Origin of the sequence: Solemya velum gill symbiont (genome assembly GCF_002020255.1) — a bacterium.
Classification (GTDB): domain Bacteria; phylum Pseudomonadota; class Gammaproteobacteria; order Chromatiales; family Chromatiaceae.
The window spans coordinates 276,583-302,198 of record NZ_MPQG01000001.1 but is presented as its reverse complement, the minus strand read 5'-3'; the positions used below and the strand labels follow the sequence as shown (position 1 = coordinate 302,198).

General features: G+C 52.8%; 24 protein-coding genes and 1 pseudogene. 12 read left to right on the top strand and 13 right to left on the bottom strand.

From position 1 onward, the window contains the following. Positions 1-142: 142 nt before the first annotated feature. The 6 genes from rpmG to BOW06_RS01370 form a co-directional block, all read right to left on the bottom strand. On the bottom strand, positions 143-310 hold the full coding sequence (rpmG, locus tag BOW06_RS01395; RefSeq protein WP_043118133.1) for a 50S ribosomal protein L33: 168 nt from the start codon (positions 308-310) through the stop codon (positions 143-145). A 12-nt stretch (positions 311-322) separates the two neighbouring features. Next, the gene (rpmB, locus tag BOW06_RS01390) at positions 323-559 is read right to left on the bottom strand and encodes a 50S ribosomal protein L28 (protein ID WP_043118134.1); all 237 of its coding nucleotides are present in this window, start codon (positions 557-559) and stop codon (positions 323-325) included. 188 nt (positions 560-747) lie between these two features. Continuing rightward, positions 748-3,042, bottom strand: a complete 2,295-nt coding sequence (gene topA / locus BOW06_RS01385) for a type I DNA topoisomerase (protein ID WP_043118135.1) — start codon at positions 3,040-3,042, stop codon at positions 748-750. A 139-nt stretch (positions 3,043-3,181) separates the two neighbouring features. Then, complete coding sequence (locus BOW06_RS01380; RefSeq protein WP_043118136.1) at positions 3,182-3,661, bottom strand: Smg family protein; 480 nt, start codon at positions 3,659-3,661, stop codon at positions 3,182-3,184. Between the two features lie 47 nt (positions 3,662-3,708). Further along, on the bottom strand, positions 3,709-4,830 hold the full coding sequence (dprA, locus tag BOW06_RS01375) for a DNA-processing protein DprA (RefSeq protein ID WP_043118137.1): 1,122 nt from the start codon (positions 4,828-4,830) through the stop codon (positions 3,709-3,711). A gap of 14 nt (positions 4,831-4,844) precedes the next feature. Beyond that, a complete protein-coding gene (locus tag BOW06_RS01370) occupies positions 4,845-5,795 on the bottom strand; it encodes a hypothetical protein (protein WP_078452808.1) in 951 nt (316 codons plus the stop codon). Positions 5,796-5,963: 168 nt separating this feature from the next. Here BOW06_RS01370 and def point away from each other — a divergent pair, with 168 nt between their 5' ends. The 10 genes from def to BOW06_RS01320 all read left to right on the top strand — a co-directional run bounded on the left by def (position 5,964) and on the right by BOW06_RS01320 (position 16,580). Then, positions 5,964-6,470 (top strand): peptide deformylase, encoded by a 507-nt coding sequence (gene def / locus BOW06_RS01365; RefSeq protein ID WP_078454392.1) that lies wholly within the window; start codon positions 5,964-5,966, stop codon positions 6,468-6,470. A gap of 13 nt (positions 6,471-6,483) precedes the next feature. Next, positions 6,484-7,422 carry a methionyl-tRNA formyltransferase gene (fmt, locus tag BOW06_RS01360; RefSeq protein WP_043118142.1) on the top strand — a complete coding sequence of 313 codons (939 nt, stop codon included), beginning with the start codon at positions 6,484-6,486 and terminating at the stop codon, positions 7,420-7,422. 7 nt (positions 7,423-7,429) lie between these two features. Then, positions 7,430-8,728, top strand: coding sequence for a 16S rRNA (cytosine(967)-C(5))-methyltransferase RsmB (gene rsmB / locus BOW06_RS01355; protein ID WP_043118145.1), 1,299 nt, complete (start codon positions 7,430-7,432; stop codon positions 8,726-8,728). Continuing rightward, positions 8,728-9,297 (top strand): DUF4390 domain-containing protein, encoded by a 570-nt coding sequence (locus tag BOW06_RS01350; RefSeq protein ID WP_043118146.1) that lies wholly within the window; start codon positions 8,728-8,730, stop codon positions 9,295-9,297. Before rsmB ends, BOW06_RS01350 begins: the two co-directional genes overlap by 1 nt. Beyond that, positions 9,279-11,480 (top strand): sensor histidine kinase, encoded by a 2,202-nt coding sequence (locus BOW06_RS01345; RefSeq protein WP_078454391.1) that lies wholly within the window; start codon positions 9,279-9,281, stop codon positions 11,478-11,480. The genes BOW06_RS01350 and BOW06_RS01345 overlap by 19 nt, the downstream gene beginning before the upstream one ends. Before the next feature lie 30 nt (positions 11,481-11,510). Then, entirely contained in the window at positions 11,511-12,881 is a 1,371-nt protein-coding gene (locus tag BOW06_RS01340; protein WP_043118147.1) for a sigma-54-dependent transcriptional regulator, read from the top strand. Then, a complete protein-coding gene (trkA, locus tag BOW06_RS01335) occupies positions 12,878-14,254 on the top strand; it encodes a Trk system potassium transporter TrkA (protein ID WP_043118148.1) in 1,377 nt (458 codons plus the stop codon). The genes BOW06_RS01340 and trkA overlap by 4 nt, the downstream gene beginning before the upstream one ends. Beyond that, positions 14,254-15,702 (top strand): TrkH family potassium uptake protein, encoded by a 1,449-nt coding sequence (locus BOW06_RS01330; protein WP_043118150.1) that lies wholly within the window; start codon positions 14,254-14,256, stop codon positions 15,700-15,702. The genes trkA and BOW06_RS01330 overlap by 1 nt, the downstream gene beginning before the upstream one ends. A 116-nt stretch (positions 15,703-15,818) precedes the next feature. Then, the gene (locus BOW06_RS01325) at positions 15,819-16,253 is read left to right on the top strand and encodes a hypothetical protein (protein WP_043118151.1); all 435 of its coding nucleotides are present in this window, start codon (positions 15,819-15,821) and stop codon (positions 16,251-16,253) included. A gap of 81 nt (positions 16,254-16,334) precedes the next feature. Further along, entirely contained in the window at positions 16,335-16,580 is a 246-nt protein-coding gene (locus tag BOW06_RS01320; protein ID WP_078454390.1) for a hypothetical protein, read from the top strand. A gap of 225 nt (positions 16,581-16,805) precedes the next feature. On the opposite strand, the gene BOW06_RS01315 is transcribed toward BOW06_RS01320, so the two are convergent. Further along, complete coding sequence (locus BOW06_RS01315; protein WP_043118154.1) at positions 16,806-17,147, bottom strand: TusE/DsrC/DsvC family sulfur relay protein; 342 nt, start codon at positions 17,145-17,147, stop codon at positions 16,806-16,808. Positions 17,148-17,476: 329 nt separating this feature from the next. Here BOW06_RS01315 and waaA point away from each other — a divergent pair, with 329 nt between their 5' ends. Next, positions 17,477-18,796, top strand: coding sequence for a lipid IV(A) 3-deoxy-D-manno-octulosonic acid transferase (gene waaA, locus BOW06_RS01310; RefSeq protein ID WP_230209785.1), 1,320 nt, complete (start codon positions 17,477-17,479; stop codon positions 18,794-18,796). Continuing rightward, a complete protein-coding gene (locus BOW06_RS01305; protein WP_078452813.1) occupies positions 18,793-19,443 on the top strand; it encodes a lysophospholipid acyltransferase family protein in 651 nt (216 codons plus the stop codon). Before waaA ends, BOW06_RS01305 begins: the two co-directional genes overlap by 4 nt. A gap of 41 nt (positions 19,444-19,484) precedes the next feature. Here the strand turns inward: BOW06_RS01305 and BOW06_RS01300 are convergent, their stop codons facing one another. From BOW06_RS01300 to BOW06_RS01275, 6 genes and pseudogenes are all read right to left on the bottom strand, one after another. Beyond that, entirely contained in the window at positions 19,485-20,132 is a 648-nt protein-coding gene (locus BOW06_RS01300) for a protein-L-isoaspartate O-methyltransferase family protein (protein ID WP_043118156.1), read from the bottom strand. A 151-nt stretch (positions 20,133-20,283) separates the two neighbouring features. Then, positions 20,284-21,636 (bottom strand): TRAP transporter large permease, encoded by a 1,353-nt coding sequence (locus BOW06_RS01295; protein ID WP_370602493.1) that lies wholly within the window; start codon positions 21,634-21,636, stop codon positions 20,284-20,286. A gap of 1 nt (position 21,637) precedes the next feature. After that, entirely contained in the window at positions 21,638-22,165 is a 528-nt protein-coding gene (locus BOW06_RS01290) for a TRAP transporter small permease subunit (protein WP_043118158.1), read from the bottom strand. Between the two features lie 8 nt (positions 22,166-22,173). Continuing rightward, positions 22,174-23,219, bottom strand: a pseudogene (locus tag BOW06_RS01285) (TRAP transporter substrate-binding protein). 87 nt (positions 23,220-23,306) lie between these two features. Beyond that, positions 23,307-24,512: an organoarsenical effux MFS transporter ArsJ gene (gene arsJ / locus BOW06_RS01280; RefSeq protein ID WP_078454388.1), complete on the bottom strand. Its 1,206-nt coding sequence runs from the start codon at positions 24,510-24,512 to the stop codon at positions 23,307-23,309. Next, complete coding sequence (locus tag BOW06_RS01275; protein WP_078452816.1) at positions 24,490-25,527, bottom strand: ArsJ-associated glyceraldehyde-3-phosphate dehydrogenase; 1,038 nt, start codon at positions 25,525-25,527, stop codon at positions 24,490-24,492. Before BOW06_RS01275 ends, arsJ begins: the two co-directional genes overlap by 23 nt. Positions 25,528-25,616: the final 89 nt, after the last annotated feature.

Genomic DNA, 25,616 nt, shown 5'->3' with positions numbered 1-25,616 from the left:
GGCTGAGTCATTTTGACAGCTGTTCAGGCTGATGGTTTCAGCCACATCTGTTTTTACGCAGGTGGCTTGGAGGCTATACAACAAGCAATAAAAAACCCGCAAGCAGAGTGCATGCGGGTTTTTGAGATAAGTAAGATGAAACTTACTTGATCTTGGCTTCCTTGTACATGACATGCTGACGAGCACGGGGATCGAATTTCTTGATCTCCATCTTGCCAGTCATGTTGCGCTTGTTCTTGGTGGTGGTGTAGAAGTGACCGGTACCGGCACTTGAAACCAGGCGGATTTTTTCACGAATCGCTTTTGCCATGCTATTGCTCCCTTATACCTTTTCGCCGCGTTGACGGAGATCAGACAGAACGGCATCGATGCCTTTCTTGTCGATGATACGCATGCCCTTTGATGAGATGCGCAGACGAATCCAGCGGTTCTCGCTCTCTACCCAGAAGCGATGGTTGTGCAGATTGGGCAAAAAGCGGCGTCTGGTCTTGTTGTGTGCGTGGGAAACGTTGTTTCCGCTGACCGGGCGCTTGCCTGTAACCTGGCAGACTTTTGACATTGTTCTAGCCTCAAATAAATTCTGTGTTTTCCCCTGGTATGAACCGATTTCAGGTTTCCCCAGGGGCAATTCCGGCTCCACTTGGAGCAAAGAGGCGCAATTTATACCAGAGAGACGTGTCGACTTCAAGCCAAACTTCTCTTTTTTGTCAATTTGCGCCCAGTAGAACCCGGCTGATCAGGGGTTTCCTAATCGGCGTTTGCTGCCTCTTCGACTTCAACCGCCTCGGCGTATCCGCACTCCTTCTGCGGGCACACTTTTTCGGTGCCGCGCTTTTTGGTGGTTTTCATCGTCAGCATGGGCCAGCCACAGTCCGGGCAAGGCTCTTTCAGAGGTTCATTCCACACGGCGTAATCACATTTCGGATAGGTCGAGCAGGAATAGAAGATTTTTCCGCGACGCGATTTGCGTTGCATCATGGTGCCCTTGTGGCACTGAGGGCATTCAACGCCAGTATCGACCGGTTTCTCAAGTGGTTCGATGAAGCGGCAGGCCGGATAGCTGGAACAGCCGATGAACTTGCCATAGCGTCCCTGGCGGATAATCAGATCCGATTCGCACTCGGGGCACTGTCGTCCCTCGACCTTTTCGGGTTCTGCGCGCTCGCCACCGTCACCCATGTCGCGGGTATAGCTGCACTCCGGATAGTTTGAACAGCCGATAAAGCGCCCGTTACGCCCAAGGCGAATATTGAGTTCGTTACCGCACTCGGGACAGGACTCACCAGTCGGTTCCTGGGTTACGTCGGAACGCTTGACGTTCTCCCCGGTGTAATCGACTTTCTCCTTGAATGGCTTCCAGAACTTCTCCAGCAGTGGAATCCACTCTTCCTCACCGCGTGATACAGCGTCGAGTTCGTCCTCGAGCTTCGCGGTGAAGCTGTAGTCGACATAATTTGTGAAGTAGTTAGTCAGGAATTTACTCACCACGCGGCCGACATCGGTTGGAATAAAGCGCTTGCGATCCATCTCGACATATTCCCGATCCTGCAGGGTCGAGATGATTGAGGCGTATGTCGATGGGCGACCAATGCCGTGCTCTTCCAGCGCCTTGACCAGGGTAGCCTCATTATAGCGTGGAGGCGGTTCTGTGAAGTGCTGTTCCGGACGAATGAGTAGCAGCTTGATCTTTTCACCCACTGTCAGTGGCGGAAGCATCTTTTCGTCATCTTTTGTCTTCGGCTGATCATCCGAGCCTTCCATGTAAACTGTCATGAAACCGGGCTTGGCAATGGTTGAACCGCTGGCGCGGAATACACCCGCGTCACCGGCACCAAGATCGGCAGAGACTGTGTCTATCGTGGCGTGGATCATCTGGCAGGCGAGGGTACGCTTCCAGATCAGGTCATAAAGTTTGAGTTGCTCCTTGCTGAGATGTGCTGCGATCTCCTTTGGAGCAAAGCCGATGGAGGTGGGGCGAATTGCCTCGTGCGCCTCCTGGGCATTCTTTGACTTGGTCTTGAATATACGTGGCTCGGGAGGCATCTGGTCCTTGCCATAGTTGGCAGTGATGTACTCGCGAATCTCACCGATGGCCTCTTCAGCAAGATTGACCGAGTCGGTACGCATGTAAGAGATTAGTCCGACGGCGCCGTTACCGATATCGATACCTTCATAGAGCTGCTGGGCGACCTGCATGGTACGCCTGGCGGTAAAGCCGAGTTTGCGAGACGCTTCCTGTTGCAGTGTTGAAGTGATAAAAGGTGGTGCCGGGTTACGGCGACGCTGTTTCTTTTCGACCTTGAGGATGTCGAGTTCACCGTTTGCAGCGGTCGAGAGTGCCTGCTCGGCAGCGCTCGCCTGCACTTCGTTGGTGATAGTGAACTGTTCGACCTTCTCGCCATTGAGTTGTGACAGCTTGGCGCTGAAGGCGTGTTTATCCTTGTTGAGGTCTGCCTCGATGCTCCAGTACTCGCGTGCAACGAAAGCTTCGATCTCCTCTTCGCGCTCGACAATCATGCGCAGCGCAGGGCTCTGTACGCGACCGGCGGAGAGCCCGCGGCGAATCTTTTTCCATAACAGCGGGGAGAGGTTGAAACCAACCAGGTAGTCGAGAGCACGACGAGCCTGCTGTGCATTGACCATCTCCATCGACAGGTCTCGGGGGTGGTCGACTGCTTCCTGGATCGCTTTCTTGGTAATTTCGTGGAACACCACGCGATGTACGGGCTTCTCCTTGAGTACCTTGCGGCCCTTGAGGAGTTCATACAGGTGCCAGGAGATCGCTTCTCCCTCGCGATCCGGGTCAGTTGCGAGATAGAGGGCGTCGGCCTTTTTGAGCTTGTCGACGATCGCCTTGACGTGTTTGCCATTGCGTTCGATGACATCGTAGCGCATGGCGAAGCCGTCCTCTGTATCGACGGCACCCTCTTTCGGGATCAGGTCGCGTACATGACCATAGGAGGCCAGGACTTCAAAACCCTTGCCCAGATATTTCTTGATGGTTTTCGCCTTGGCCGGCGACTCCACGATGACCAGATTCATGAGATAAACGACCCGATGTCCGAAATTTTCTATTTTTTAGCAATAACGGTTGATGCTGCCCCGTGTCAAGCTTTTCCGGAAAAAAGGTGAAATTGTGTTGAATCGACAGCGGCCGGGATGCCTCTATCGAGCGAGGTTTTTAATGCAGGGCGTCGGGAATGCCATCGTAGATGAGGTCCTGCATGACATTGAAAGCGGCTTCCTGTCCGGGCTGATTCATCAGTACCAGCAGGGCAATCCACTTGACGTCGTCGGCATCGAGTTCACCGCTTTCAAGCGCGGTGGCGCGTTCGATAACGAGTTCGCGGCTGATCGGATCGAGTACGCCATTCTGTTCAAGAAATAGCAGCATGCTGCGGGTTTCGAGGTCGAGACGCTGCATCTCCTGCTCTGTGTAGACGCGCATTGAAACCTGCCTGGGGTCAAAATTCCCGGACATGCTGCCCTGGCGCCACGCTAGCTCATCGAGCCAGTCGAAAGCCTTGTTGATCTCGATCTGCTGGAAACCGGCATCAAGCAGCTGTTCCTGCATCAGGATCTGGTCCGGAGGCACGGGCTGGTCACCATCCATGTAGGTTTCGTAGATATAAATCAATACGTCGATGATGTTCTCATTCACGTTGATGATTCCGATGCGATAGTTCGAAGAGCGAGGGAGCCTGTCCCTCAGTTAGGGCTGGATGCGATACGACAGTAACAATTGCCAGGTAAGGATTCAACATGACCATTTAGCTCCAGTAGTAACAGCATGGAGGAAACCACTTCAGCAGTCAATCCTGTTTTTTGTATGAGTTTGTCAACGCTTACCGGGTCGTGCGCAATGAGATCGAGCAGTGCTTCATATTCCGGGTCAGGAAGCGATTTATCGGCTTTGCTATCAATCCGGTCACTATTGACGTCACTGCGGGCTTGGGCGAGCAGGGGTGCGAGTTCCTCGAGGATATCTGCCGCATTTTCGACCAGTTTTGCGCCCTGGCGAATGAGCTTGTGGGTACCCTTTGTGAGGGCGTTGTGTATCGACCCGGGAATGGCAAATACCTCTCTGCCGGCTTCAGATCCAAGACGTGCAGTGATCAGGGATCCGCTCTTCTCTGCGGCTTCGACAACCAGGATGCCGAGAGCCAGCGCCGCAATAATGCGGTTGCGGCGTGGAAAGTGCCCGGGATGCGCCTGTGTGCCAGGTGGATGCTCGGTGATGATGAGGCCCCTGGCAGCAATTTCAACAGCCAGTGCGTGATTGCCGGCAGGGTAAACGCGGTCTGGGCCAGTGCCCGTCACGGCGATAGTGATGCCGTCCGCATCAAGTGCTCCACGGTGGGCAGCAGCGTCTATACCAGCAGCGAGCCCGCTGACAATGCCGAGTCCTCTTGCAGCCAGGTCGGCAGAGAAGTCATGCGCGTTCTGAGTGCCGCCGCGTGTCGGTGTGCGACTGCCGACAATCGCCAACAACGGTTGCTTGAGAAGTGAAATGTCGCCCGTGTAGAAAAGTGCAGCCGGTGGGCTGTCACACTCTCTCAATAGAGAGGGGTAGTCAGAGCTGTCGCAGGTGAGCAGGCCATTTTCGGGCTGTGAAAGCCACTCAAGGGTGCGTCTGACCTGCGGGTCATCTGAACGCGGAATCTTATCCGCTATGTTTTTTCCGGCAGCCCGGTTAAGAGAGTCCGGTGATGCTTGCAGGGCTGTCTGCAGCGAACCGAAGTGAGCGACCAGACGCTGCAGGGTGGCACTCCCTGCCCCCTTGGTGTGAATGAGCCTGGCCTGACTTGTGTGCAAATCCTTTGCTGTCAATGAGTTGTTCCTGGTTAGTGGCGAGGCGGCCTGACGATAGGATTGGTGACGATGTGGCCTACCGAGATGGCGCGTGAAGCGTTGGTGATCATGGCGAAACTTACTCGCTCATGAGTCTGGAATACCAGCACATGTCCGATTGACTCCTGCGGCAGCCTGGTGACCTCGACAGCCGTATCGACAACGATGCCTCCCATGTTGCCTTTCTGGCCTTCGTAACTCTCGAGGAATTCTTCATGTGGCGTATAGACGACCTGCGCACTGATAGGGTCTCCGCTGGTGGGGAGGGGGGGTTGCTTGGTATATTGGTCAACGGCTTGGCGCGAAGGGCTGTTGACGGCGAGAATATCGCCGGGTTTCAGGCCATCTCTGCTGCCACGATCGATCACTACGACTTCGTAGTGGCTGGCCCTGATGACACCGTGAATCGTATCAATGACATGGCCGGCAACCCGGTGCCTGGGTCCTTTCGGATGTTTGAGTCCCTTTGCGAGAGCAGATTTTCTTGCAGGAAGGAGCAGGTCGCCACGCCGTACTTCCACCTGGATTGATTCAACTCTCATGGTCTTGGGATCGTCTCCACCAAGAGTGGTAGCGGTTCCGATATGAACTCCAGAGATACCCAGCAGTTCCCCCGTATCGTGGTCGTAGTAGCGATCATCGGGCCTGATGATGTCGTACTTGCGTCCCCTGTATGAATTGAGTCCGCGTACATAGATCAAATCCCCGGGAGTCGCCATCAGGGTATCTTCCTCGATTCCCACGATGTAGGGTAACTCATTGACCTGGTTCGCTTGCAACAGGTGGAGTTTTGGTATGAAGGACTTGTAGTCCTTAAAGTGCATGTGCGGGGTTTTTGGCGTGATAACCGGGCGCATATTATCGGCAGCAGTGGCACATGAAAAGGTCAGTACTGCTGCCAGTAACGACAGCGATGTGATGGTTCTGATGATGGTGTAATACATACTTGGTTCTCCAGGAACAACAGACCGCTAGAATATAGAGAAGATTTTCCCCTCTTTTTCCCATATCATCTGAAGTTTACAACAGTTATTACCGATTCCGCGATAAAATCGGTATAAATTCAGTATGCGAAGGAGAACAGGTGAATCAACACCTGGTATGAATAAACCATGGCCAAACTAGAAATACTCCACTTTCCCGACGAGAGATTACGACAACACGCAAAGCCTGTTGTCGAGGTAAATGATGTTATTCGTCAGCTCGTCAGCGATATGTTCGAGACCATGTACGAAGCACCAGGCATTGGTCTGGCAGCAGTTCAGGTCAACGTGCGCAAGCGTGTCATCGTCATTGATATAACCGAGGACCATTCCCAGCCGCTGGTCTTCATCAACCCCGAAATTATTGAGAGAGAGGGTGAGGAAACCATGGATGAAGGGTGTCTTTCTGTACCCGGATATTATGAAGAGGTGACCCGTGCTGAAGAGATTCGGGTACGCGCTCTGAACCAGCATGGAGAATCTTTCGAAATGCATGCCGAGGGTTTGTTGGCTGTTTGTATCCAGCACGAGATTGATCATCTGGATGGAAAGCTTTTTGTTGACTACCTTTCGAGCCTGAAGCGTACGCGCATTCGTAAAAAACTCGAAAAACAGAGCCGGCAGGCAACCGCCTGAGGGCTAATCGAACATGACAAGGCCACTGCGGATTATTTTTGCAGGGACACCCGATTTTTCGGTGCCTCCACTGCAGGCACTGCTCGATTCACCGCACCAGGTCATCGCCGTATTGACCCAGCCGGACAGACCTGCTGGGCGTGGACGCAAACTCAGCCCGAGTCCTGTCAAGCAGCTTGCAGTTGAGCAGGGTGTAGAGGTGTTACAGCCTTTGACACTCAGGGATGAGGCGATTCAAGCGCAAATTGCCGAGCTTGATGCGGACCTGATGGTTGTTGTTGCATATGGTCTGATTCTTCCCGGCGAGGTGTTGGAAATGCCACGTCTCGGCTGTCTCAATATACATGCTTCCCTGTTGCCAAGGTGGCGTGGAGCAGCCCCAATTCAGCGTGCCATTCTTGCTGGTGATGATGAAACCGGTGTTGCCATCATGCAGATGGAGGCGGGATTGGATACCGGTCCGGTATGGCACCTTCGGCGTATAGCAATTGGAGAGAAAGAGACTGGTGGTGAGCTTCATGACAGGCTATCTGAACTTGGTGCAACAGCCCTGATGGAGACCCTGCCGATGCTTGAATCGGGAGAAGCATCTCCTGTTGTCCAACCGGACGACGGTGTGGTCTATGCCGACAAGCTCAGTAAAGAAGAAGGAGAGATCGACTGGGCGATGCCGGCACAAGTGATCAGCCGCAAGGTGCGGGCATTTAATCCATGGCCGGTTGCGTGGACAGGTTATAACGGCAACAAGCTGCGTGTCTGGCAAGGCCATGAAAGAGAGTGCGATGCTGAAGGTGTGGCTGGTGAAGTGATTGCGGCTGACAAGAACGGGATTGTCGTGCAATGCGGCAGTGGGCAGCTGGTGATCGAGAGCCTGCAGTTGCCGGGTAAACGCGCCATGTCGGCAGCCGATTTTCTCAATGCGCATAACATCCTGGGCGCACGTTTCGAATGAGGTTCAAATGAAACAGGGCGCACGTTCAGTTGCTGCCCGCGTGATCCAGGATGTTGCCAACGGACGCGCACTGGATTCCGCGCTTGATGATCGAAGCAGTGATGTCAGTGACAATGAACGCGCACTGGTGGCGGAAATGGCCTACGGTGTGTGCCGTTGGAATCTGCAGCTGGATGCGATGCTCGACCAGTTGCTCGACAAGCGACTGAAGAGCAGCAAGCAGTTGGTTGAGCAATTACTCAAGGTCGGCCTCTACCAGCTTTTTCACATGCGTATTCCTGCTCATGCTGCCGTCGATGAAACCGTCAAGGCATCTGTGCAGCTGAAACAGAAGTGGGCAACCCGTCTGGTCAATGCCATCCTCAGACGGGCACAACGTGAACAGCAGGAGCTTCTTCAGAAGTTGGAAGCTGATTCTGTGATTGCGTCCGGGCTCCCCGAATGGCTCTATGGCAGTTTGTCAGAACAGTATCCTGAACAAGTGCAGGAAATTGGCACGGCACTTCTGCAACGCCCGCCGATGACCCTGCGGATCAATTCCAGGCTGACCACGGTCACGGACTATGCTGAATCTCTTGTCCGGGCAGGAATGACCAGCAGGCCTGTGGAGCATGTTCCGCAAGCGCTGGTTCTGGATCAGCCGGTCAGCGTCGATAAGCTGCCCGGCTTCGATAAAGGGCTGGTTTCAGTGCAGGATGCAGGTGCCCAGTTGGCGGCGCTCTTTCTCGAGCCACAACCGGGCGATACAGTTCTTGACGCCTGTGCAGCACCAGGCGGCAAGAGTTGCCACCTGCTTGAACTTCAACCTGAATGCTCCCTGACGGCGGTCGACGTGGAGCAGAAGCGCTTGCAGCTGATACATGACAACTTGCAGCGTCTGGGTCTTGAAGCAGATGTATTGCAACTCGACATGTCGGAACCCGGCGATCAGCTATCGGATGCGGGATTCGACAGGATTCTGCTTGATGTGCCCTGTTCGGCAACTGGCGTCATGCGCCGTCATCCGGATATACGCCTGTTACGCCGCAAGTCTGACATTGCCCCGCTGATCATGTTGCAGGCAAATATACTTCGTCACGCCTGGAGCCTGTTACGCTCTGGCGGCAGATTGCTGTATGCCACGTGTTCATTACTCCCCGGGGAAAATTGGCAGCAGGTCTCTGCTTTCATTGATGACACGCCGGATGCCGCGATGGTGCAGCTGTCGCATCCGGCCGGCATCGAGTGTTCGCACGGAATACAGATACTGCCGGGCAGCTCAGGCATGGATGGTTTCTATTACGCACTAATGGAGAAGCACGGGTGATGCGTCTGCTGACACCGTTGCTTTGCCTGTTCATTGCAGGCTGTTTTAACGCAAGTGACAGCAAGGGGATTGAGATCACGGCTGTGCATAGCTGGAATCAGGGCGATGGAGGCTACTTAACTGATCTTGATATCAGTTACACTCTCTCTGATGTTGTGATCGAGGCGCTCGACCAGGGGGTGCCGCTGGTGTTTATCATGAAGATCGATATTCGTGACAGGCAGGCATCCTGGTTTGACAGGGGCAAACAGGTCAAGCGAATCTTCCGGGCCAGGTACAGGCCATTATCGAATATTTACGAGGTGGAAACCTTTGCCAGTTCCAGTGCTGGATCAACAAACGGACTGGAGCGTTTTGTGACGAAACATGCCTTGTTTGGTTACCTGGGAAGAATACGCGAAATCCCGGTTGCCGGGAGCAGTGAATTGTTGCCAGGACATGACTATGTCATTGCTGCAAATATCAATCTGGATATAGAGAGTCTGCCATTGCCGATGCGCCCAAGGGCCTACCTGTCATCGCAGTGGCAACAGCAGAGTGGATGGAGTGAATGGTCGCTGAATCAATAAACAGGCTCAAACTACGAGCTGCTTATGCCGGATTTTTGATGCTGGTATTGCTGGTGACCTTACACCTGATGAGTAATGCAGTTCAAAATTCGGCGACACTCAGCAAACTCTATATTCCTCTGCTTATCGTTTCAGTCAGTGGGCTTTTCATCCTCCTTGGGCTCGTATTTCTGAACCTCTACAGGCTTTTCAGGTCTTACCGAAACGGGGTGCCGGGAGCACGCATGACCGTGCGTATGGTCAGCTTTTTTACAACCCTTTCGCTAATCCCGGTGCTGGTAGTTTTCTACTATTCAATGCAGTTTTTGCGCCAGGGTATTGATAGCTGGTTTGATATTGAAATTGAAACCACAATGAGTGATGCACTGACTCTCGGCAAGGCATCGCTTAATCTTGAAAAGAGCCGTCTGCTGAACCAGACACGTGCTATCAGCCGGGAGCTGGTCGCTGTTGCGGACGGTAAGTTACTTGGCCAGATTGGCCGCTTGCACGGACTCAGTGGAGCGACCGAGTTGACCCTCATGGACGAAAATGGCCTGGTGATTCTGTCACGCAACCAGGATCCCAGTGTCGTGGTTGCAGATACCCCGGGGACCTCGATACTCCAGCAAGTCAGGGAGAGTGGTTCGTTTGTCGGAATTATTCCCTATGGCATCGATGAGCAGTTGCATTTACGTATCGTGGTTGCTGATCTTGCTGCAAAGAGGGTTGTGCAGGCACTCTTTCCCACCAGCGAACGTGTCACCCTGCTGAGTGAGAAAGTTGAAGAGTCCTACGAGGAGTACCTGCAACTTACCTACCTTCGCGAGCAGCTTCAATTCGGTTTTACGATAACACTTGTGCTGGTGTTGCTGTTCGCCGTGTTCGGTGCATTATGGGGAGCTATCTATTCGGCGCGCAGACTCCTGTCGCCCATAGTTAATCTCGCCGAGGCAACCGAGCAGGTTGCTGCAGGAGATTACAGCACGCGTCTTCCCCATGTATCACATTCAGATGAGCTCGGATTCCTGGTCTCATCGTTCAACCAGATGACGAGGCGCATCAGCCAGGCACGTGATGAGGCTGCCAATAGCCAGCGCCAGGTTGAATCACAGCGCACATACCTGCAGACCTTGCTGGAGCATCTGACCACGGGTGTACTGACATTCGATTGTGACAGGAAGTTAAGGACAGCAAACAGTGCTGCAAGCACTATTCTTGATGTGCAGATGGAGCGGTGCCTGGAAATGACGCTTGACGAGATTGCGGCAGGCGAAACCAGGCTGGCAGCTTTTTTCAGCGCTGTTTACGGTGCTGGCCTCGAGCGCGAACACCAGGTGGTTATTGATACCGGCACTGGTTACAAGACACTACGCTGGCAAGTCACACCGCTCGCGAGTGAGTGTGGTGGTGATGGCGGGATCGTATTGATGTTTGATGACGTGACCGATTTGATCCAGGCCCAGCGGGATGCGGCATGGAGCGAGGTGGCGCGACGACTGGCTCATGAGATCAAGAATCCGCTGACACCCATACAGCTTTCAGCAGAGCGCATCAGGCGCAAGTATATGCCACTGCTTGAAGAGGAGCAGAAGGATGTGCTCGACCGGGCAACTCACACGATTGTGCAACAGGTTGATGCCATGAAACAGATGGTGAATGCTTTCTCCGACTATGCAAAGCCTTCGAATATTGATATGCAGGCCAGGCCACTGGAGTTTGACAATCTGTTACGCGAGGTGGTGACGCTTTACAGTTCGAGTCCAACTTGCCGTGTGACTGCGGACTATGGGGCTGGAAGTGCATTAATGCATGCAGATCCGGTCAAGATGAGGCAGGTTTTCCATAACCTTCTGAAAAATGCCCAGGAAGCTGTCGCAGGTCTGGATGACGGCTGTGTAGAGATCAATAGTGCTACTGTTGATGGGGACGGGTATCATTACATCGAATTGATGGTGACAGATAACGGCAGCGGTTTTGATGCTGACCTGATGGAAAGGATTTTTGATCCCTATGTAACAACCAAGGAGGGTGGCACCGGGCTCGGTCTGGCAATCGTAAAAAAGATTGTTGAGGAGCATAATGGTGGCATCTGGCTGGTGAACAGACGCAAGCAGGGTGCGCGGGCAATTGTGCGACTACCCGTGTGGCAGGAAGGTGATGTCTACGATGCAGTTCCGGCACCTGACCACAGCGTCGTGTAATAAATCGATAGAACCAATTGGTAATAACAAATGAAGAGTTCCTACATTCTGGTCGTAGATGATGAACCGGATATTCGCGAAACGGTTAAGGATATCCTTGAGGATGAAGGCTACCTTGTAGCAACAGCAAAAAACGCCGATGAAGCACGCCACCACTTCAGGGAGCATCTTCCTGATGCAGTGCTGCTTGATATCTGGATGCCGGATACAGATGGAATAACACTCCTCAAGGAGTGGTCGGATATGAGCGGTGGCAAGTTGCCGAGCCCGGTTGTAATGATGTCCGGACACGGCACCGTGGAGACGGCTGTCGAAGCGACGCGTCTTGGTGCTTACGACTTTCTTGAGAAGCCCCTGGGTATTGCCAAGTTGTTGCTGACGCTTGAGCGCGCACTGCAGAGCAGCCGCCTGCAGTTGCAGGCGAATGACTCTCTGCATGCACAGCCATTTATAGAACCCACTGGCAGCAGCCAGGCGATTACGCGCCTCAGGGAGCAGGTGAAACGAATTGCACAGCATGACAGCTGGGTATTGATGAGTGGCGAGGCCGGTAGCGGGCGAGAGACTTTTGCCCGCTACATTCATGCCAATTGTGCCCGTTCCGACAGGCCCTTTGTACATGTCGCTGTCTCATCGATTGAAGCTGGTAATGCGGCCCTCGAACTATTTGGACGTGAAGAAGATCAGAAGATTGATTACGGTCGACTCGAACAGGCCAGGGGCGGAACCCTTTTTCTGGATGAGGTTGCGGATATGGATGCTGATGTCCAGAAGCGTCTGGTTGGCGCGCTTGACACGGGGTCTTTCCTGCGTGTAGGCGGTAGTGAGCCGGTACACCTGGATGTGCGTATCATTGCCGCGACTCAGAAAAATCTTGAGGATGAGGTCAACGAGGGGCGTTTTCGTGAGGACCTCTTTTTCCAGCTCAACGTTGTGCCTGTTGTTATTCCGCCGCTGCGTGAACATGAGGATGATGTCATCGAGCTGCTGAACTTCTATGTTGATCACTATTCATCACGTGAACGGCTGCCCTATCGTCGTTTCGACACTGCTGCACAAAACTACCTGCGCCAGTACCAGTGGCCGGGGAATGTACGTGAATTGAAAAACCTGGTGCAGCGTCTGTTGATAGCTGGTGGCGATGAGGAGATCGAGGTCAGTGAGGTTGAGAGTGCGATTGGCATGTTGTCATCCAGCGGACAACACACTGGCATCTCGATCAGTTTCGATCAGCCATTGCGTGAAGCACGCGAGGATTTTGAGCGGGCCTATTTCAATTACCAGATGGGTAAGCATGACCGGAATGTAACGCAGATGGCGGAGGAGGCTGGTATCGAGAGAACGCATCTCTATCGCAAACTGAAAACTCTCGACATTGATGTGAAGGCCAAGCGTAAATGAAGATTGTCATTCTGGGAGCAGGGCAGGTTGGCAAGTCAGTGGCTGCAACCCTTGCCAGCGAGCACAATGACATAACTGTTGTCGACCAGGATACAAAACGACTTGAGTCTTTGCAGGGACGCTACGATCTGCGTACTGTTCACGGGTATGCTTCATATCCCGATATCCTCGCACAAAGCGGCATCGAGGACGCCGACATGCTGATCGCAGTGACCCAGAGTGATGAAATCAACATGACTGCCTGTCAGATTGCCTGGAACCAGTTCAGGACGCCGAGGAAAATCGCTCGTGTACGTGCTCCCGAGTACCTGGCCAACCCGGAGTTGTTTGGCAGTGATGCAATTCCGATCGATGTTCTGATCTCTCCGGAGCAGCTGGTAACAGACTCGATAATCAGCCTGATTCAGAATCCGGGCGCATTGCAGGTGGTGGATTTTGCGAAGGGCAGGGCACGCATGGTGGGTGTCAAGGCGTATCATGGCGGACCGCTTGTGGGGCATGAGTTACGTGAATTGAATGAGCACCTTCCCGGTGTCCATGAGGCGCGGGTTGCAGCGATATACCGTGATGATCGCTCCTTTTCGCCGAATGGAAGCACTGTCATTGAGGCAGATGATGAGCTCTTTTTTATCGCCGCCTCGGAAAATATCAAGGCCGTAGTGGGTGAACTGAGACGAACCGAGAAAGCGGTGCGTCGTCTGATCATTGCCGGCGGCGGCAATATCGGTCGTCGACTCGCGATCGCACTTCAAAAGGACTACAACGTCAAGCTGATTGAACGCGACCAAAATCGTGCCCGTATGGTTGCAGAGGAGTTGACCGATACAATTGTTCTGTCAGGAGATATCTCGGATGAGGAGCTTCTCCTGGAAGAGAATATCGAGAACACGGATGCTTTTGTCGCCGTGACCAATGATGAGGAGGCCAACGTACTTTCATCGATGCTGGCTAAACAGCTTGGTGCGCGCAAGGTGATGGCGTTGATCAATCGCGCATCCTATGTTGACCTTGTGCAGAGCGGTCCGATTGATATTGCTATTTCCCCTCAGCAGGCGACTATCGGCTCACTGCTGACCTATATCCGCCGTGGTGATGTTGCCGTGGTGCATGCGCTGCGTCATGGTGCTGCAGAGGCGATAGAGGCTGTTGCTCATGGCGACAAGAACTCATCGAAAGTGGTCGGGCGACAAGTTGATGAGATCAAGCTGCCAGAGGGTGCGAATATCGGTGCAATCGTGCGTGGAGATGATGTACTGATGGCGCACCACGATACGGTCATCGAGGCGAATGACCATGTCATCATCTTCCTCATGGACAAGGGCCAGGTAAAAGAGGTTGAACGCCTTTTCCAGGTTGGCATCGGTTTTATCTGATGAGGTTCAGTAGTATTCAGCGCATTCTCGGTATACTGATGATGATCTTCAGTTTTACCCTGTTGCCGCCGGTGTTGGTTTCCCTGATATACCAGGATCATGCTGCAGAGGGCTTTCTTATCGCCTTTTTTGTCACTGTAACTATTGGTCTGCTGGCCTGGTTGCCGGTGCGGAATATCCGCCACGAACTGCGTCTTCAGGACGGATTTGTCATCGTGGCCCTCTTCTGGGGCGTACTTAGTCTGATTGGTTCGTTGCCTTTCATGCTCTCGGAACAGCCGCACATGTCACTGACGGATTCTTTCTTTGAGTCCATCTCGGGACTGACCACGACCGGCGCAACCGTCATAACCAACCTCGACGAAATGCCGAAAGCGATTCTTTTCTACCGCCAGCAGCTGCAGTGGTTGGGGGGCATGGGAATCATCGTACTTGCTGTTGCCGTCCTGCCGATGCTGCGTATTGGTGGTATGCAGTTGTACAAGGCCGAGACCCCGGGCCCGATGAAGGATACCAAGCTGACACCACGCATTACCGAGACGGCCAAGGCGCTTTGGATTATCTATCTTTCCTTGACAATCGTCTGTGCTCTGGCTTACTGGCTTGCGGGAATGACGCTGTTCGATGCTATCGGTCATGCCTTTTCCACTATCGCTATTGGTGGATTTTCAACTCATGATGCAAGTATGGGCTTTTTCGAAAACCCGCTCATTCACCTGATTGCCATCGTCTTTATGTTCATTGCCGGGATTAACTTTGCACTTCATTTCATGGCATACAGGGGCAAGACGCTGCGTGACTACTGGCATGACAGTGAGTTCAGGTTTTACTCGGGTATCCTGCTTTTTGCGAGTATCGCGGTAGTTGCCTTTCTCTATTTTTCCGGCATTTACAACGGCAGGGAGTCGGTCATAAAGGGAGTATTTCAGCTGGTCTCCTTTGCCACGACATCGGGATTTACCACGGCAGACTTCAACCAGTGGCCGGGTTTTGTTGCAATTCTCCTGCTGTTTACAAGTTTTATTGGTGCATGTGCCGGTTCAACCGGTGGCGGCATCAAGGTTATTCGAGTGTTACTACTCATCAAGCAGGGTGCCCGCGAAGTAAAACGTTTGATACACCCCTCTGCGCAAATCCCTGTGCGTGTTGGCGACAAGGTGATTTCTCCAAGGGTCATCGACGCCGTGTGGGGTTTTTTTGCTCTCTATGTTGCAAGCTACACTGTCATGTATCTTGCTCTCGCAGCCACCGGGCTGGATTTAATGACGGCTTTCTCAGCAGTTGCTGCAGCAATGAACAACCTGGGTCCCGGATTGGGAAGCGTGTCGAGCAATTATGCTGCCATCAATGATCCTGCAAAGTGGATTCTCTGCTTTGGCATGCTGCTTGGGCGTCTCGAAATATTCACCTTACTTGTACTGCTGAGTCCTGGTTTCTGGCGACGGTAAACAGGGAATTATTCTAATATACGCCTTGCAATTGCATTGGTATTTGCTAAGATACTGATATAGGCCATGGTTTATCCTGCTTCTCCGGCTATACTTTTTCTGAAGAGTGATAACTCATGATCTGTTCGAACAGCAGTGGCAGTGTTGCTATCTACTACCTGCTGGGGATGTTGTTGGTTTGGGAATTGACGTTTGCCGCTGACCCGGTCGATAGTGAATGTGATCTGACGCTACCATCACAACTCGAGTTGTACAGCGATATACATGCAGGCCAGTTGATTAATTTACAACCGGAATATGCGCCGGAAGCAAGATCAATGAGTTCTGCACAGAAGTTCAGGGAAGTGCTTGCAGGATTGGGCTACATTTTAACCGGTGATATTGACAGACTCGATCACCTGAGCAGTCCACCTGATCAGCCGTGCGATGTGCATTCTGATATTGGCTATGATTCGGAACTGAATGACAGCTTGCTGTTCAAGGCACAAAAGAGAGAAGGCGAAAAGACGAGGTGGTATCTTTTCGAAAGTAATATTGATGAGTGGCACTGAACCTGGTCGATTCAACGGCAGGAAGGTTACAGAAAGAAAGCGTGATTGTTTTAATTTATTTGTAAATAGTGGGAGAACCTTATGAACAAAAATATTTTACTGGCGGTTTTGACCGCAGCAATGCTGGCATTCAGTACGTCTGCATCAGCATTCTTCTGGGATGATGACGACTGGGATGATCCATGGGACGATAACGATTGGCCAGAATTCACTCCAATGTACTGGATGGAAGAGTTTGCCGACGAAATGGATGATGACGATGACGACTACTATCGTTACGGTCCACGTCCTTACTACGGTGGCTACGGCCCGCGTCCTCCTTACTAGGGTGGTTACGGTCCTCGTCCATACTATGGTGGTGGTTATGCACCGCGTCCTTATCCACCACGTGGCTATGGATACGGCTACCCACAGCAGCCACAGCCGTACCAGTACCCTCAGCAGGCTCCGGTACCGCAGGCTCCGGCAGCACCTCAGCAGTAATTGCTGACAGAGCTGAATGAGAAAGGCGCCAATCGGCGCCTTTTTCTTTGATTGCCTGCTTTGATCAATCTAGCAGGAGTGGCAATACTCCATAGGCAAACCGGCAATTCTGCATGCATGTTTGCATCCCCCCTTGGGGAAAAGTTCCTGTAGTTTTTTTCCGTTACATTTCCCATATTCGACCAATTTATGGCCGACTTCCCTGACCATGGTTTTAGGTGAAGGCGGGATTTCAAATTCCTGGTAATATTCGCGCATAAAACGAATTGCGGTCCAGTGGCAGTCTGATAATTCAATTCCATCTTCATCAGCCATTGCCCGAGCTACATCCTCATCCCAGTCTTCAAAATTTTGCAGCAATCCCTTGGCGTTCAGTGGTATCTCCCTACCGTTTATTGCGAGTGCGTGCATATTTAATTCCTCCTATAGTGGTTTTTGTGATCATTCTTGTTGTCAATTCTTGTGATTGGTGCAAAAAGAACCCTTATTAAATGTAAGGTTAGATGGTGTGGGCGCTTCTACAAGGCATTGAAACGGAAGAATGCAACATGATTGATATATATCAGTTTTCAATAGGTGGATTGATTGTGTGGGATCCATTTCTACTGCATCGCGATTGATGCTGAAGGCAAGGGATACCCGTCGCACTTGTAGGGACTGGTAAGTGACATGGTGCTGGATGATGTTGCTGATCTGCCACTGAAAATATCGGATATCTACACAAAGCTCGCGAGTTGAGCGTGGTAACATTCAATTCATTCAAACTGATGCCCGATTGGCTGCTTACTGCTGTGCGATACCTCTATACATTCCTGGTCTATATGTTGATGCCGGTCATTCTGGTTCGCCTGTGGTTGCGCGGGCGCAGAAATCCGGCATACCGGGAGCGCCTTGGTGAGCGTTTTGGCTACCTTCCGGATGATGTACCGCAAGGGTGCTTGTGGATTCACGCTGTCTCAGTGGGTGAGTCGCAGGCGACCCAGCCGATGGTGCAGTGGCTTATGGAAGCGCACCCCGGCATGCCCGTGGTGATGACAACCACAACACCAACCGGTGGACAGCGGGTTACCCAGCTCTACGGCGATCGTATACGCCATCTCTATTTTCCCTATGATTCACCGGCAATCATGAAGCGCTATTTCGAAGCCCTGAAACCGGTTGCGGTTATTATCATGGAGACCGAGGTGTGGCCCAACATGCTGCACTATTGCCGTCAAAACAGCGTCCCGGTTGCCCTCGCGAATGCACGCCTGTCGGAAAAGTCGGCTCAGGGTTACCATAAGTTTTCCTTTATCACTGCTGCAGCATTTCGCTGTTTTGATCTTGTTATTGCGCAAGCCGGCGCGGATGCTCAACGCCTGCTCGATTCGGGCGTGCGGCAAGAGGTTATGCATGTCTGCGGCAGTATCAAGTTCGAGGTCAAGGTGCCACAGAGTGTGCGTGAGCAGGGTGAGTTGCTGCGTGCTGCACTGGGTGCGGACAGGCCGGTATGGATAGCCGCGAGTACCCATGAGAATGAGGAGGCAGTTGTTCTCGATGCACACAGGCGAGTGCTTGAGCGCTATCCTGATGCCTTGTTGATCATCGTGCCACGACACCCGGAGCGATTCGACACGGTGGCCGGATTGATCGAGTCCAGCGGACTCAGTTGCGTGCGCAGGACGGGTGTACACCTGCCTGTAACGGATGTGGCAGTCTATCTCGGAGACGTGATGGGTGAATTACCGATTTTTTATGGTGCTGCAGATGTCGCTTTTGTGGGCGGCAGCATCGCACCGATTGGCGGGCACAATATCCTCGAGCCTGCAGCACTGGGCGTTGTCGTTGTTTTTGGCCCGCATATGCAGAACTTTCTCGAAATCAGCAGGATGATGCTCGAAGCCGGTGCTGCGCTGCAGACCAGTGAGGAGCAACTCGCAGAGGTTGTGCTGGCACTACTGGGTGACCCGGTACAGCGTGAAGAGATTGGTCAGCATGGCCAGGAAGTCGTCGAATCAAACCAGGGGGCACTCGAGTGTACCCGTCAGGCGATTGAGCATCTGCTGGAGATGCGTTCATGATGCAGGATTTTAAATTCTGGTTCTATCCCATCCTCTACAAGTGGGTCGTGATGTTGCTGATGGCGACTTATCGTGTCGAATATATAGGCCGTGAGCAGGTTGACAGGCTGAAGTCCAATGCAGAGGGATGGATCTATTCCAGCTGGCACGAGAACGTCGTGGTGAGCCAGTGGGCCGAGCGAAATCAGGGTCTTGTCATGATGTCGAGTGACAGCAAGGATGGCGAGTTCAGTGCCCGCGTCATGGTGCGTATGGGAAATTTCCCGGTTCGTGGATCATCCTCACACGGCGGCATGAAAGCAGCCAGGGCGGTGATTCAGGCATTGAAGTCGGGCTCAAGTGCCGGGATGACACCGGATGGCCCGCGTGGTCCGGCACGCAAAGCGAAGCCCGGCATGCTTTTTATCAGTGCAGTATCGAACTGTCCGATTATTCCATATCATGTTGTTTCTGATCGCTACTGGAGCCTGACCTCGTGGGACAAGCAGCGCATTCCGAAACCTTTCAGCCGGGTGATTATCTGTATCGGAGAGCCATTGCGGATTGACAAGCAGAGGTTCAAACAGGACGAAGCAGGCCTGATTGTTGAAGTAGAAGAGGCGATGCAGCAAAATGTGGAGAGGGCGGAAGAGGCTATTTCCGCCTGAATTGAACCTGGCCTTGTGCCTTGTGGCTCTTTTGCTTCGGCTCAGAAGCTGAATTCACTCACTTCAGGTGCATTTGTCAGTGGTTTGAGGGCTGTTTCCAGAAGAGCCTTGCGCTTGAAGGAGTTATCTCCGACTGCGGTGACCAGTTCAGCCGTAGCTGAGGATCCCTTACCGACAACCTGGAACAGGCGTCCATCATCAGCAAGGTGCTGTTCAAAGAAATCGGTTCTTTGCGGCAGGCTGCCGGTGACGACGATAATGTCAAAAATCTCTATTTCATCGAGGTCAAATGCATCGCCGGTAATGATTTTGGCTTCAAAATCGAGAGCTGCCAGCTTTTCCGCAGCTGAATCAGCGAGATCGGCATGCTGCTCAATGCTTGTCACGTCACCGCTCAGCCAGGCAAGACATGCGGTGAGATAACCACTGCCAGTACCGACTTCCAGAACCCTCTCACCAGGATGAATATCGAGAGACTGCAATACGTGCGCTTCGATTTTGGGTGCCATCATGCTCTCGCCATGGCCCAGGGGGACCTCAATATCGGCGAAAGAGAGCTCCTTGTAGTCACTGGGCACAAAAAACTCGCGAGGAATCTGTTGCAACAGGGTGAGCACATCGTCGCTGACGACATTCCATGGACGGATCTGGCACTCAATCATGTTGTGGCGTGCTTCTTCACTCTGCATTTCTGACTCCGGTTACAGGCTTTTTAAGGGCTCTCAGATCGGCAAGGTCATAAATCATGACTTGATCAGAGATTCCTTAATATTCTCTTACGATGTGAAGACTACGCTTAACAGCCGATCGAGGTCAACCAGTGAAAAATTTATGGCGACTTCAAGCGAGTCCATACCAGCCTGGAAAAACCAGGATTGAAACGAGCACAGCTACCTGTATCAGTATGAAAGGCACCACGCCACGGTAGATATCCGTGGTTGTGACCCCTGGCGGTGCGACTCCCTTGAGATAGAAGAGGCTGAATCCGAAGGGTGGTGTCAGGAAGGAGCTTTGCAGGTTCATGGCGATGAGGATGGCAAACCACAGGGGGGCGATACCCAGGGCTTCTGCGGCAGGCGCGAGAATGGGAACGATGATGAAGCTGATTTCGACAAAGTCGATGAAAAAACCGAGTAGCAGGATGGTCAGCATCGACAATGCGAGGAACCCGATTTCATCACCTGGCAGGTCGAGAAGCGCATCCTCAACCAGTATGTCACCACCTGTGTAGCTGAACGCCATCGAGAAGGCAGTTGCACCGAGCAGGATGGCGAATACCATGGCGGTGACCCGGACACTGTCGAGGGCCGCTTCATAGAGCAATTTCCAGCTGAAATGACGATAAATGACTGCCAGGAGGAGTGCGCCGACAGAACCGAGTGCCGACGACTCCGTCGGCGTGGCGATACCGGCAAAAATTGAGCCGAGCACGATCAGAATCAGTGCCAGTGGCGGCAGAACATGCAGTATGGCGCTGGTGTAGAGTTTTCGCCTGTCAGTGGTCTCTGTAGACAGGCTTGGTGCTGCCTGCGGATTGCGCCAGCTGGTATAGAGGATATAGAGAATATAGAGGCCGACGAGCACGACTCCCGGCGCAACCGCTGCCCTGAAGAGGTCTCCGACCGGAATGCCCATCACGTCACCGAGGATGATCAGGACGATCGATGGCGGGATAATCTGCCCGAGGGTGCCCGAAGCACAAATGGTGCCGCAGCCGAGGCGCTTGTCATAGCCGTGCTTGAGCATTACCGGCAGGGAGATCAGTCCCATCGCAACGACCGAGGCGCCGACAATCCCGGTGGATGCGGCAAGCAGGGCGCCAACCAGGACTGTCGAGATTGCCAGTCCGCCACGTACTCGTCCGAAGAGTTCACCCATCGATTCGAGCAGTCGCTCTGCAAGGCGGGTTTTTTCCAACACAACGCCCATGAAAATAAATAGTGGCACTGCCATCAGTACGCTGTTTTCCATGATGCTCTGGATCCGGTAGGGCATGAAGGCAAAGGTTCTGGTTATGTCCGCAAAGATATCGGAAAAACCGGCGCCATCCTGCAGCATGTGCTGGATATCAGGGAGTTTTGCGATACAGACGAAGATCATTGCTACACCGCCAAAAGTGAATCCGACCGGAAAGCCGAATAGCAGGGCGAGCAGGGCAACGCCGAACATGATGATGCCGATATATTCCATCATTTCAGGCGGCACCCGTTTCGTCAGGAGGCATCATGTCGCGCAGAGTATTGAGCGAGCGCAGCAGCATGCCGACTCCGGCAACTGCCATACTCAGGCAGGCAAACGGGATGACGGCCTTGATCACCCAGCGGTATGGCAACCCACCCGGGTCACCGGAACGTTCGCCAAGTGACCAGGATTCGAATGCGAAACTGCTGCCATACCAGGCAACCAGCAACACGAATGGCAGTAACAGAAAGATCACACCGCACAGGTCGATGAGTGCCTTGCGCCTTGCACCGAGTCGGTCATAGATGATGTCGACACGCACGTGGGAGTCGGTCCGGATGGCGTAGGGAATGCCAAGCAGAAAAATGCTGGCATAGAGGTGCCACTCAAGCTCCTGCAGGCCGATCGAGACACTGTTGAAAAGATAGCGGGCGACGACGTCGTAGAAGACATTCAGTACTAACAGCAGAAACAGCAACGCCGCGATGCGTCCAAGCAGATCGCTAAATCGGTTGCACAAGCGTTCCAGTTTCTGCAGCATGCCAGTGATCAGTCGTCCAGGCTGTTGAGATAGGCTTTGTCAGAGATACTTGTCCATGCACGTGCTTTCTCAAGGTAGGCTGCCTGGGAGTCGATAATCTCTTTTGCCAGTGGATCCTTTGCTGCGCGTTCAGCTAACAATTCCATGTTTGCTTTTTGCATTGCATCGAGTACCTCGCCGGTGAAGCTTTTGACCTTGATGTCCGGGAACTCTGTACGAATCTTGCTCCAGCTTTCACTGTTTTCATGATAAGACTGGGCGTACATGTCATAGGCAACAGAGCGCATTGCCACGCGTAATATCTCCTGCAAGTCGGACGGCAGTTTGTCCCATGATTTTTTATTTATCAGGAAGTGAAGTTCTGCAGCAGGCTCATGCCAGCCAGTGTAATAGTAGGGTGCGATCTTGTGGAATCCCATGCGCAGATCTAGCGCAGGGCCAACCCATTCAAGTGCATCGATGGTATTACGTTCCAGTGATGTATAGAGTTCACCTGCCGGAATGTTGGTCGGGCTTGCGCCAAGACGAGCAAAAACCTCGCCGGCAAATCCTGGTATACGCATTTTAAGACCCTGCAGGTCATCAAGGGATTTAATCTCCTTACGGAACCACCCTCCCATCTGGTTACCGGTATTGCCGCCCGGGAACGAGAGCATGCCATGCCTTGCATAGACCTTCTCCATCAGTTCCAGTCCACCGCCGTAATAGAACCAGCCATATTGCTCCGGTGTTGTCATACCAAACGGCATGGTAGTGAAAATGAGGGCGTTTGGATCCTTGCCTTTCCAGTAGTAGGAAGCGGAGTGTCCGATGTCATATTGACCGGCCTTGACCATATCGAAAATGCCGAGTGGTGCCTTGTGCTTGTTTTTAGAGTCGATGCGGATAATGAGTCGTCCATTCGACATCTTTTCGACGATGGCTGCGAGGTTCTTGGTCGTGTAACCAGGATCGGGTAGTTTGGCGGCCAGGTCTCGGCGAGCTTGAGACGGTAGACTTTTTCGGCCGCTACAAGCGGTAAAGAGACGGCAAGCAACAGGCAGCCAAGTATCATGCTCAGCCTTGAAGAGATCGGGCGCATAAGGTTCCTCGAACTATTTTTTACTATTTTGGTCAGGCGATGAGAATAGCAAAGCCTGCTCTAGGCTGAAAGCCCGTCCGGTAGACGCCAGGAGATGAGCCAAGCTGCGAGAAGAAAGAGAAAGGAGAATAGCAGGCAGCCAATCAGGCCCCACAGTTGAAATGTGAGACCGGAAAGAATGGTGCCTGTTAGGCGGCCGCCGGCGTTTGCCATGTAATAAAAACCAACGTTGAGTGAGACCTTGTCGCGATCCGACCAGGCGACAATCAAGTATGAGTGAAGGGCGGAGTTGATTGCAAACAGAATGCCGAACAGCACCAGGCCGATGACAACCACCGATACGCCATCGACGCCCTGAGTGAGCAGCAACGCCATTGCTGCAGGTATAAAGGAGAGCGCTAGTACCAGCCAGCGGGCAGTCGTACCATTGCTGTGAAAACGTTTCAGCAGGCGCGGAGAAGTAGCCTGGATAAATCCGTAACCGATCACCCAGAGTGCGAGAAATCCACCAACCTGCATATGCTCCCATCCGGCCACTGCAAGGTAGACGGGCAGGCCGACGACGAACCACACGTCACGCGCGCCAAACAGGAAGAAGCGTGCTGCCGAGAGCCAGTTGATTGCCTCTGATTTCGACAGCAGCTGGCTGAATTTCGGCTTGCTTTTCATCTTGCCGGTCTCGCGTGGCAACAGGACCCAAGTGATTGCCAGGGTGAGCAGCAGTCCGCCTGACATCATCAGCAGTGCGCCACTGAAACCGACCAGTTGCAGCAGTAACGCGCCAAGAAAGAAACCGGCGCCCTTGAGGGTGTTCTTCGAGCCGGTAAGCACGGCAACCCATTTGAACAGTTTGCCCTGGGCATCATCCGGTAGCATCAACTTGACACTTGCCTTGGCACTCATCTTGTTGAGGTCCTTGGCAATACCTGAGAGTGCCTGCGCTGCCATCACGTAGGGGATCGTGAGCCAGCTTGCATCGACGGCCAGCATGCCGAGTGCGACGATCTGTAAAGCCATGCCGATATGCATGGTGGTATTGAGGCCAATGCGTGCGCCAAGCCATCCACCAACCAGGTTGGTGACTATGCCGAAGAATTCGTAAAAGAGAAATAGCGAGGCAATAGCCAGTGGTGAATAACCAAGCTGGTGGAAATAGAGTACCACCAGCATACGTATAGCACCGTCAGTCAGTGTGAAGGCCCAATAGCCCCCTGTGACAGTCAGGTAGTCACGCAGACTGTGTTCAGCGACGCTTTGGCTTGTCATCTTTTGGGCTGATCGATTCTGCAACCATCTGCGTGATGTTCATCATGCGATTGACATAGCCCCATTCGTTGTCATACCAGGCAAGCAGTTTGACCTGTGTGCCATCGATAACCATGGTTGAGTCGGCATCGATAATCGATGAGCGCGGGTCGCCCTGGTAGTCGACAGAGACCAGTGGACGTTCCTCGTAGCCGAGAATGCCTTTCAGCTCGTTTGTTGCGGCATCCTCCATCAGTTGGTTGACCTCTTCTGCCGAGGTGGAGCGCTCCACTTCGAAAACACAATCCGTGATCGATGCATTGGTCAGTGGTACACGTACCGCGATGCCATTGATTTTGCCTTCAAGGTCCGGGAATATCTGCGTGATTGCCTTGGCTGACCCGGTCGATGTCGGGATCAGTGACATGCCGCAGGCACGTGCACGGCGTAAATCCTTGTGGCCCTTGTCGACAATGGTCTGTGTATTGGTGATGTTGTGAATCGTCGTCATGCTGGCATGTGCGATACCAAGTTGCTCTTTCATCACCTTGACTACAGGCGCCAGGCAGTTGGTAGTGCATGAGGCAGCTGTAATAATGGAATCTGTTTCGACGTTGTAGGTGTCGTGATTGACGCCATAAACGATGTTACGCGCAGGTGCTGGACAGGGTGCGGAAACTATAACTTTTTTGATGCCCTGATCAAAGTATGGCTGCAGGCTCTCGACGGTTTTGTGTTTGCCTGTACAGTCAATAACGATGTCGACATCTTTCTTCTGCCAGTCGACATCCGCCGGATTGGCTTCCGAGGTAAAGCGTACCTTACGCCCATCAACCAGAAGTTTGTTCTCCCTGGAGGCGATATCGTGTTTCCAGTGGCCGTGCACTGAATCAAATTCCAGCAGGTGCGCGTGGCAGGCTGCATCGCCCTTGATCTCGTTAATGTGTACGAGGCGGTATTCATCGTGACGCCAGCCGGCACGAAATGCCAGTTTGCCCATGCGTCCGAATCCATTGATGGCAACTTTGACAGCCATTGTTTCTCTCTCTTATTTCAGATCTTTATGTTAAGCCGCGAGAGTGTACTCCGCAATTGTTACAGGGAGATGACGGCTTTGCCGATCGA

Bases quoted from the DNA above. Each gene is read 5' to 3' on its own strand.
- BOW06_RS01315 (WP_043118154.1), bottom strand. From the start codon at position 17,147: ATGCACGCACTCGCAATAAACGGTAGGGAGATACCACTGAACGCCAAG.
- arsJ (WP_078454388.1), bottom strand. From the start codon at position 24,512: ATGACAAGCCAAAGCGTCGCTGAACACAGTCTGCGTGACTACCTGACT.
- BOW06_RS01340 (WP_043118147.1), top strand. From the start codon at position 11,511: ATGAAGAGTTCCTACATTCTGGTCGTAGATGATGAACCGGATATTCGC.
- BOW06_RS01290 (WP_043118158.1), bottom strand. From the start codon at position 22,165: ATGCTGCAGAAACTGGAACGCTTGTGCAACCGATTTAGCGATCTGCTT.
- trkA (WP_043118148.1), top strand. From the start codon at position 12,878: ATGAAGATTGTCATTCTGGGAGCAGGGCAGGTTGGCAAGTCAGTGGCT.
- def (WP_078454392.1), top strand. From the start codon at position 5,964: ATGGCCAAACTAGAAATACTCCACTTTCCCGACGAGAGATTACGACAA.
- BOW06_RS01295 (WP_370602493.1), bottom strand. From the start codon at position 21,636: ATGATGGAATATATCGGCATCATCATGTTCGGCGTTGCCCTGCTCGCC.
- BOW06_RS01350 (WP_043118146.1), top strand. From the start codon at position 8,728: ATGCGTCTGCTGACACCGTTGCTTTGCCTGTTCATTGCAGGCTGTTTT.
- rsmB (WP_043118145.1), top strand. From the start codon at position 7,430: ATGAAACAGGGCGCACGTTCAGTTGCTGCCCGCGTGATCCAGGATGTT.
- BOW06_RS01300 (WP_043118156.1), bottom strand. From the start codon at position 20,132: ATGCAGAGTGAAGAAGCACGCCACAACATGATTGAGTGCCAGATCCGT.
- rpmG (WP_043118133.1), bottom strand. From the start codon at position 310: ATGGCAAAAGCGATTCGTGAAAAAATCCGCCTGGTTTCAAGTGCCGGT.
- BOW06_RS01320 (WP_078454390.1), top strand. From the start codon at position 16,335: ATGAACAAAAATATTTTACTGGCGGTTTTGACCGCAGCAATGCTGGCA.
- BOW06_RS01275 (WP_078452816.1), bottom strand. From the start codon at position 25,527: ATGGCTGTCAAAGTTGCCATCAATGGATTCGGACGCATGGGCAAACTG.
- fmt (WP_043118142.1), top strand. From the start codon at position 6,484: ATGACAAGGCCACTGCGGATTATTTTTGCAGGGACACCCGATTTTTCG.
- rpmB (WP_043118134.1), bottom strand. From the start codon at position 559: ATGTCAAAAGTCTGCCAGGTTACAGGCAAGCGCCCGGTCAGCGGAAAC.
- BOW06_RS01325 (WP_043118151.1), top strand. From the start codon at position 15,819: ATGATCTGTTCGAACAGCAGTGGCAGTGTTGCTATCTACTACCTGCTG.
- BOW06_RS01305 (WP_078452813.1), top strand. From the start codon at position 18,793: ATGATGCAGGATTTTAAATTCTGGTTCTATCCCATCCTCTACAAGTGG.
- BOW06_RS01330 (WP_043118150.1), top strand. From the start codon at position 14,254: ATGAGGTTCAGTAGTATTCAGCGCATTCTCGGTATACTGATGATGATC.
- BOW06_RS01370 (WP_078452808.1), bottom strand. From the start codon at position 5,795: ATGTATTACACCATCATCAGAACCATCACATCGCTGTCGTTACTGGCA.
- topA (WP_043118135.1), bottom strand. From the start codon at position 3,042: ATGAATCTGGTCATCGTGGAGTCGCCGGCCAAGGCGAAAACCATCAAG.
- BOW06_RS01345 (WP_078454391.1), top strand. From the start codon at position 9,279: ATGGTCGCTGAATCAATAAACAGGCTCAAACTACGAGCTGCTTATGCC.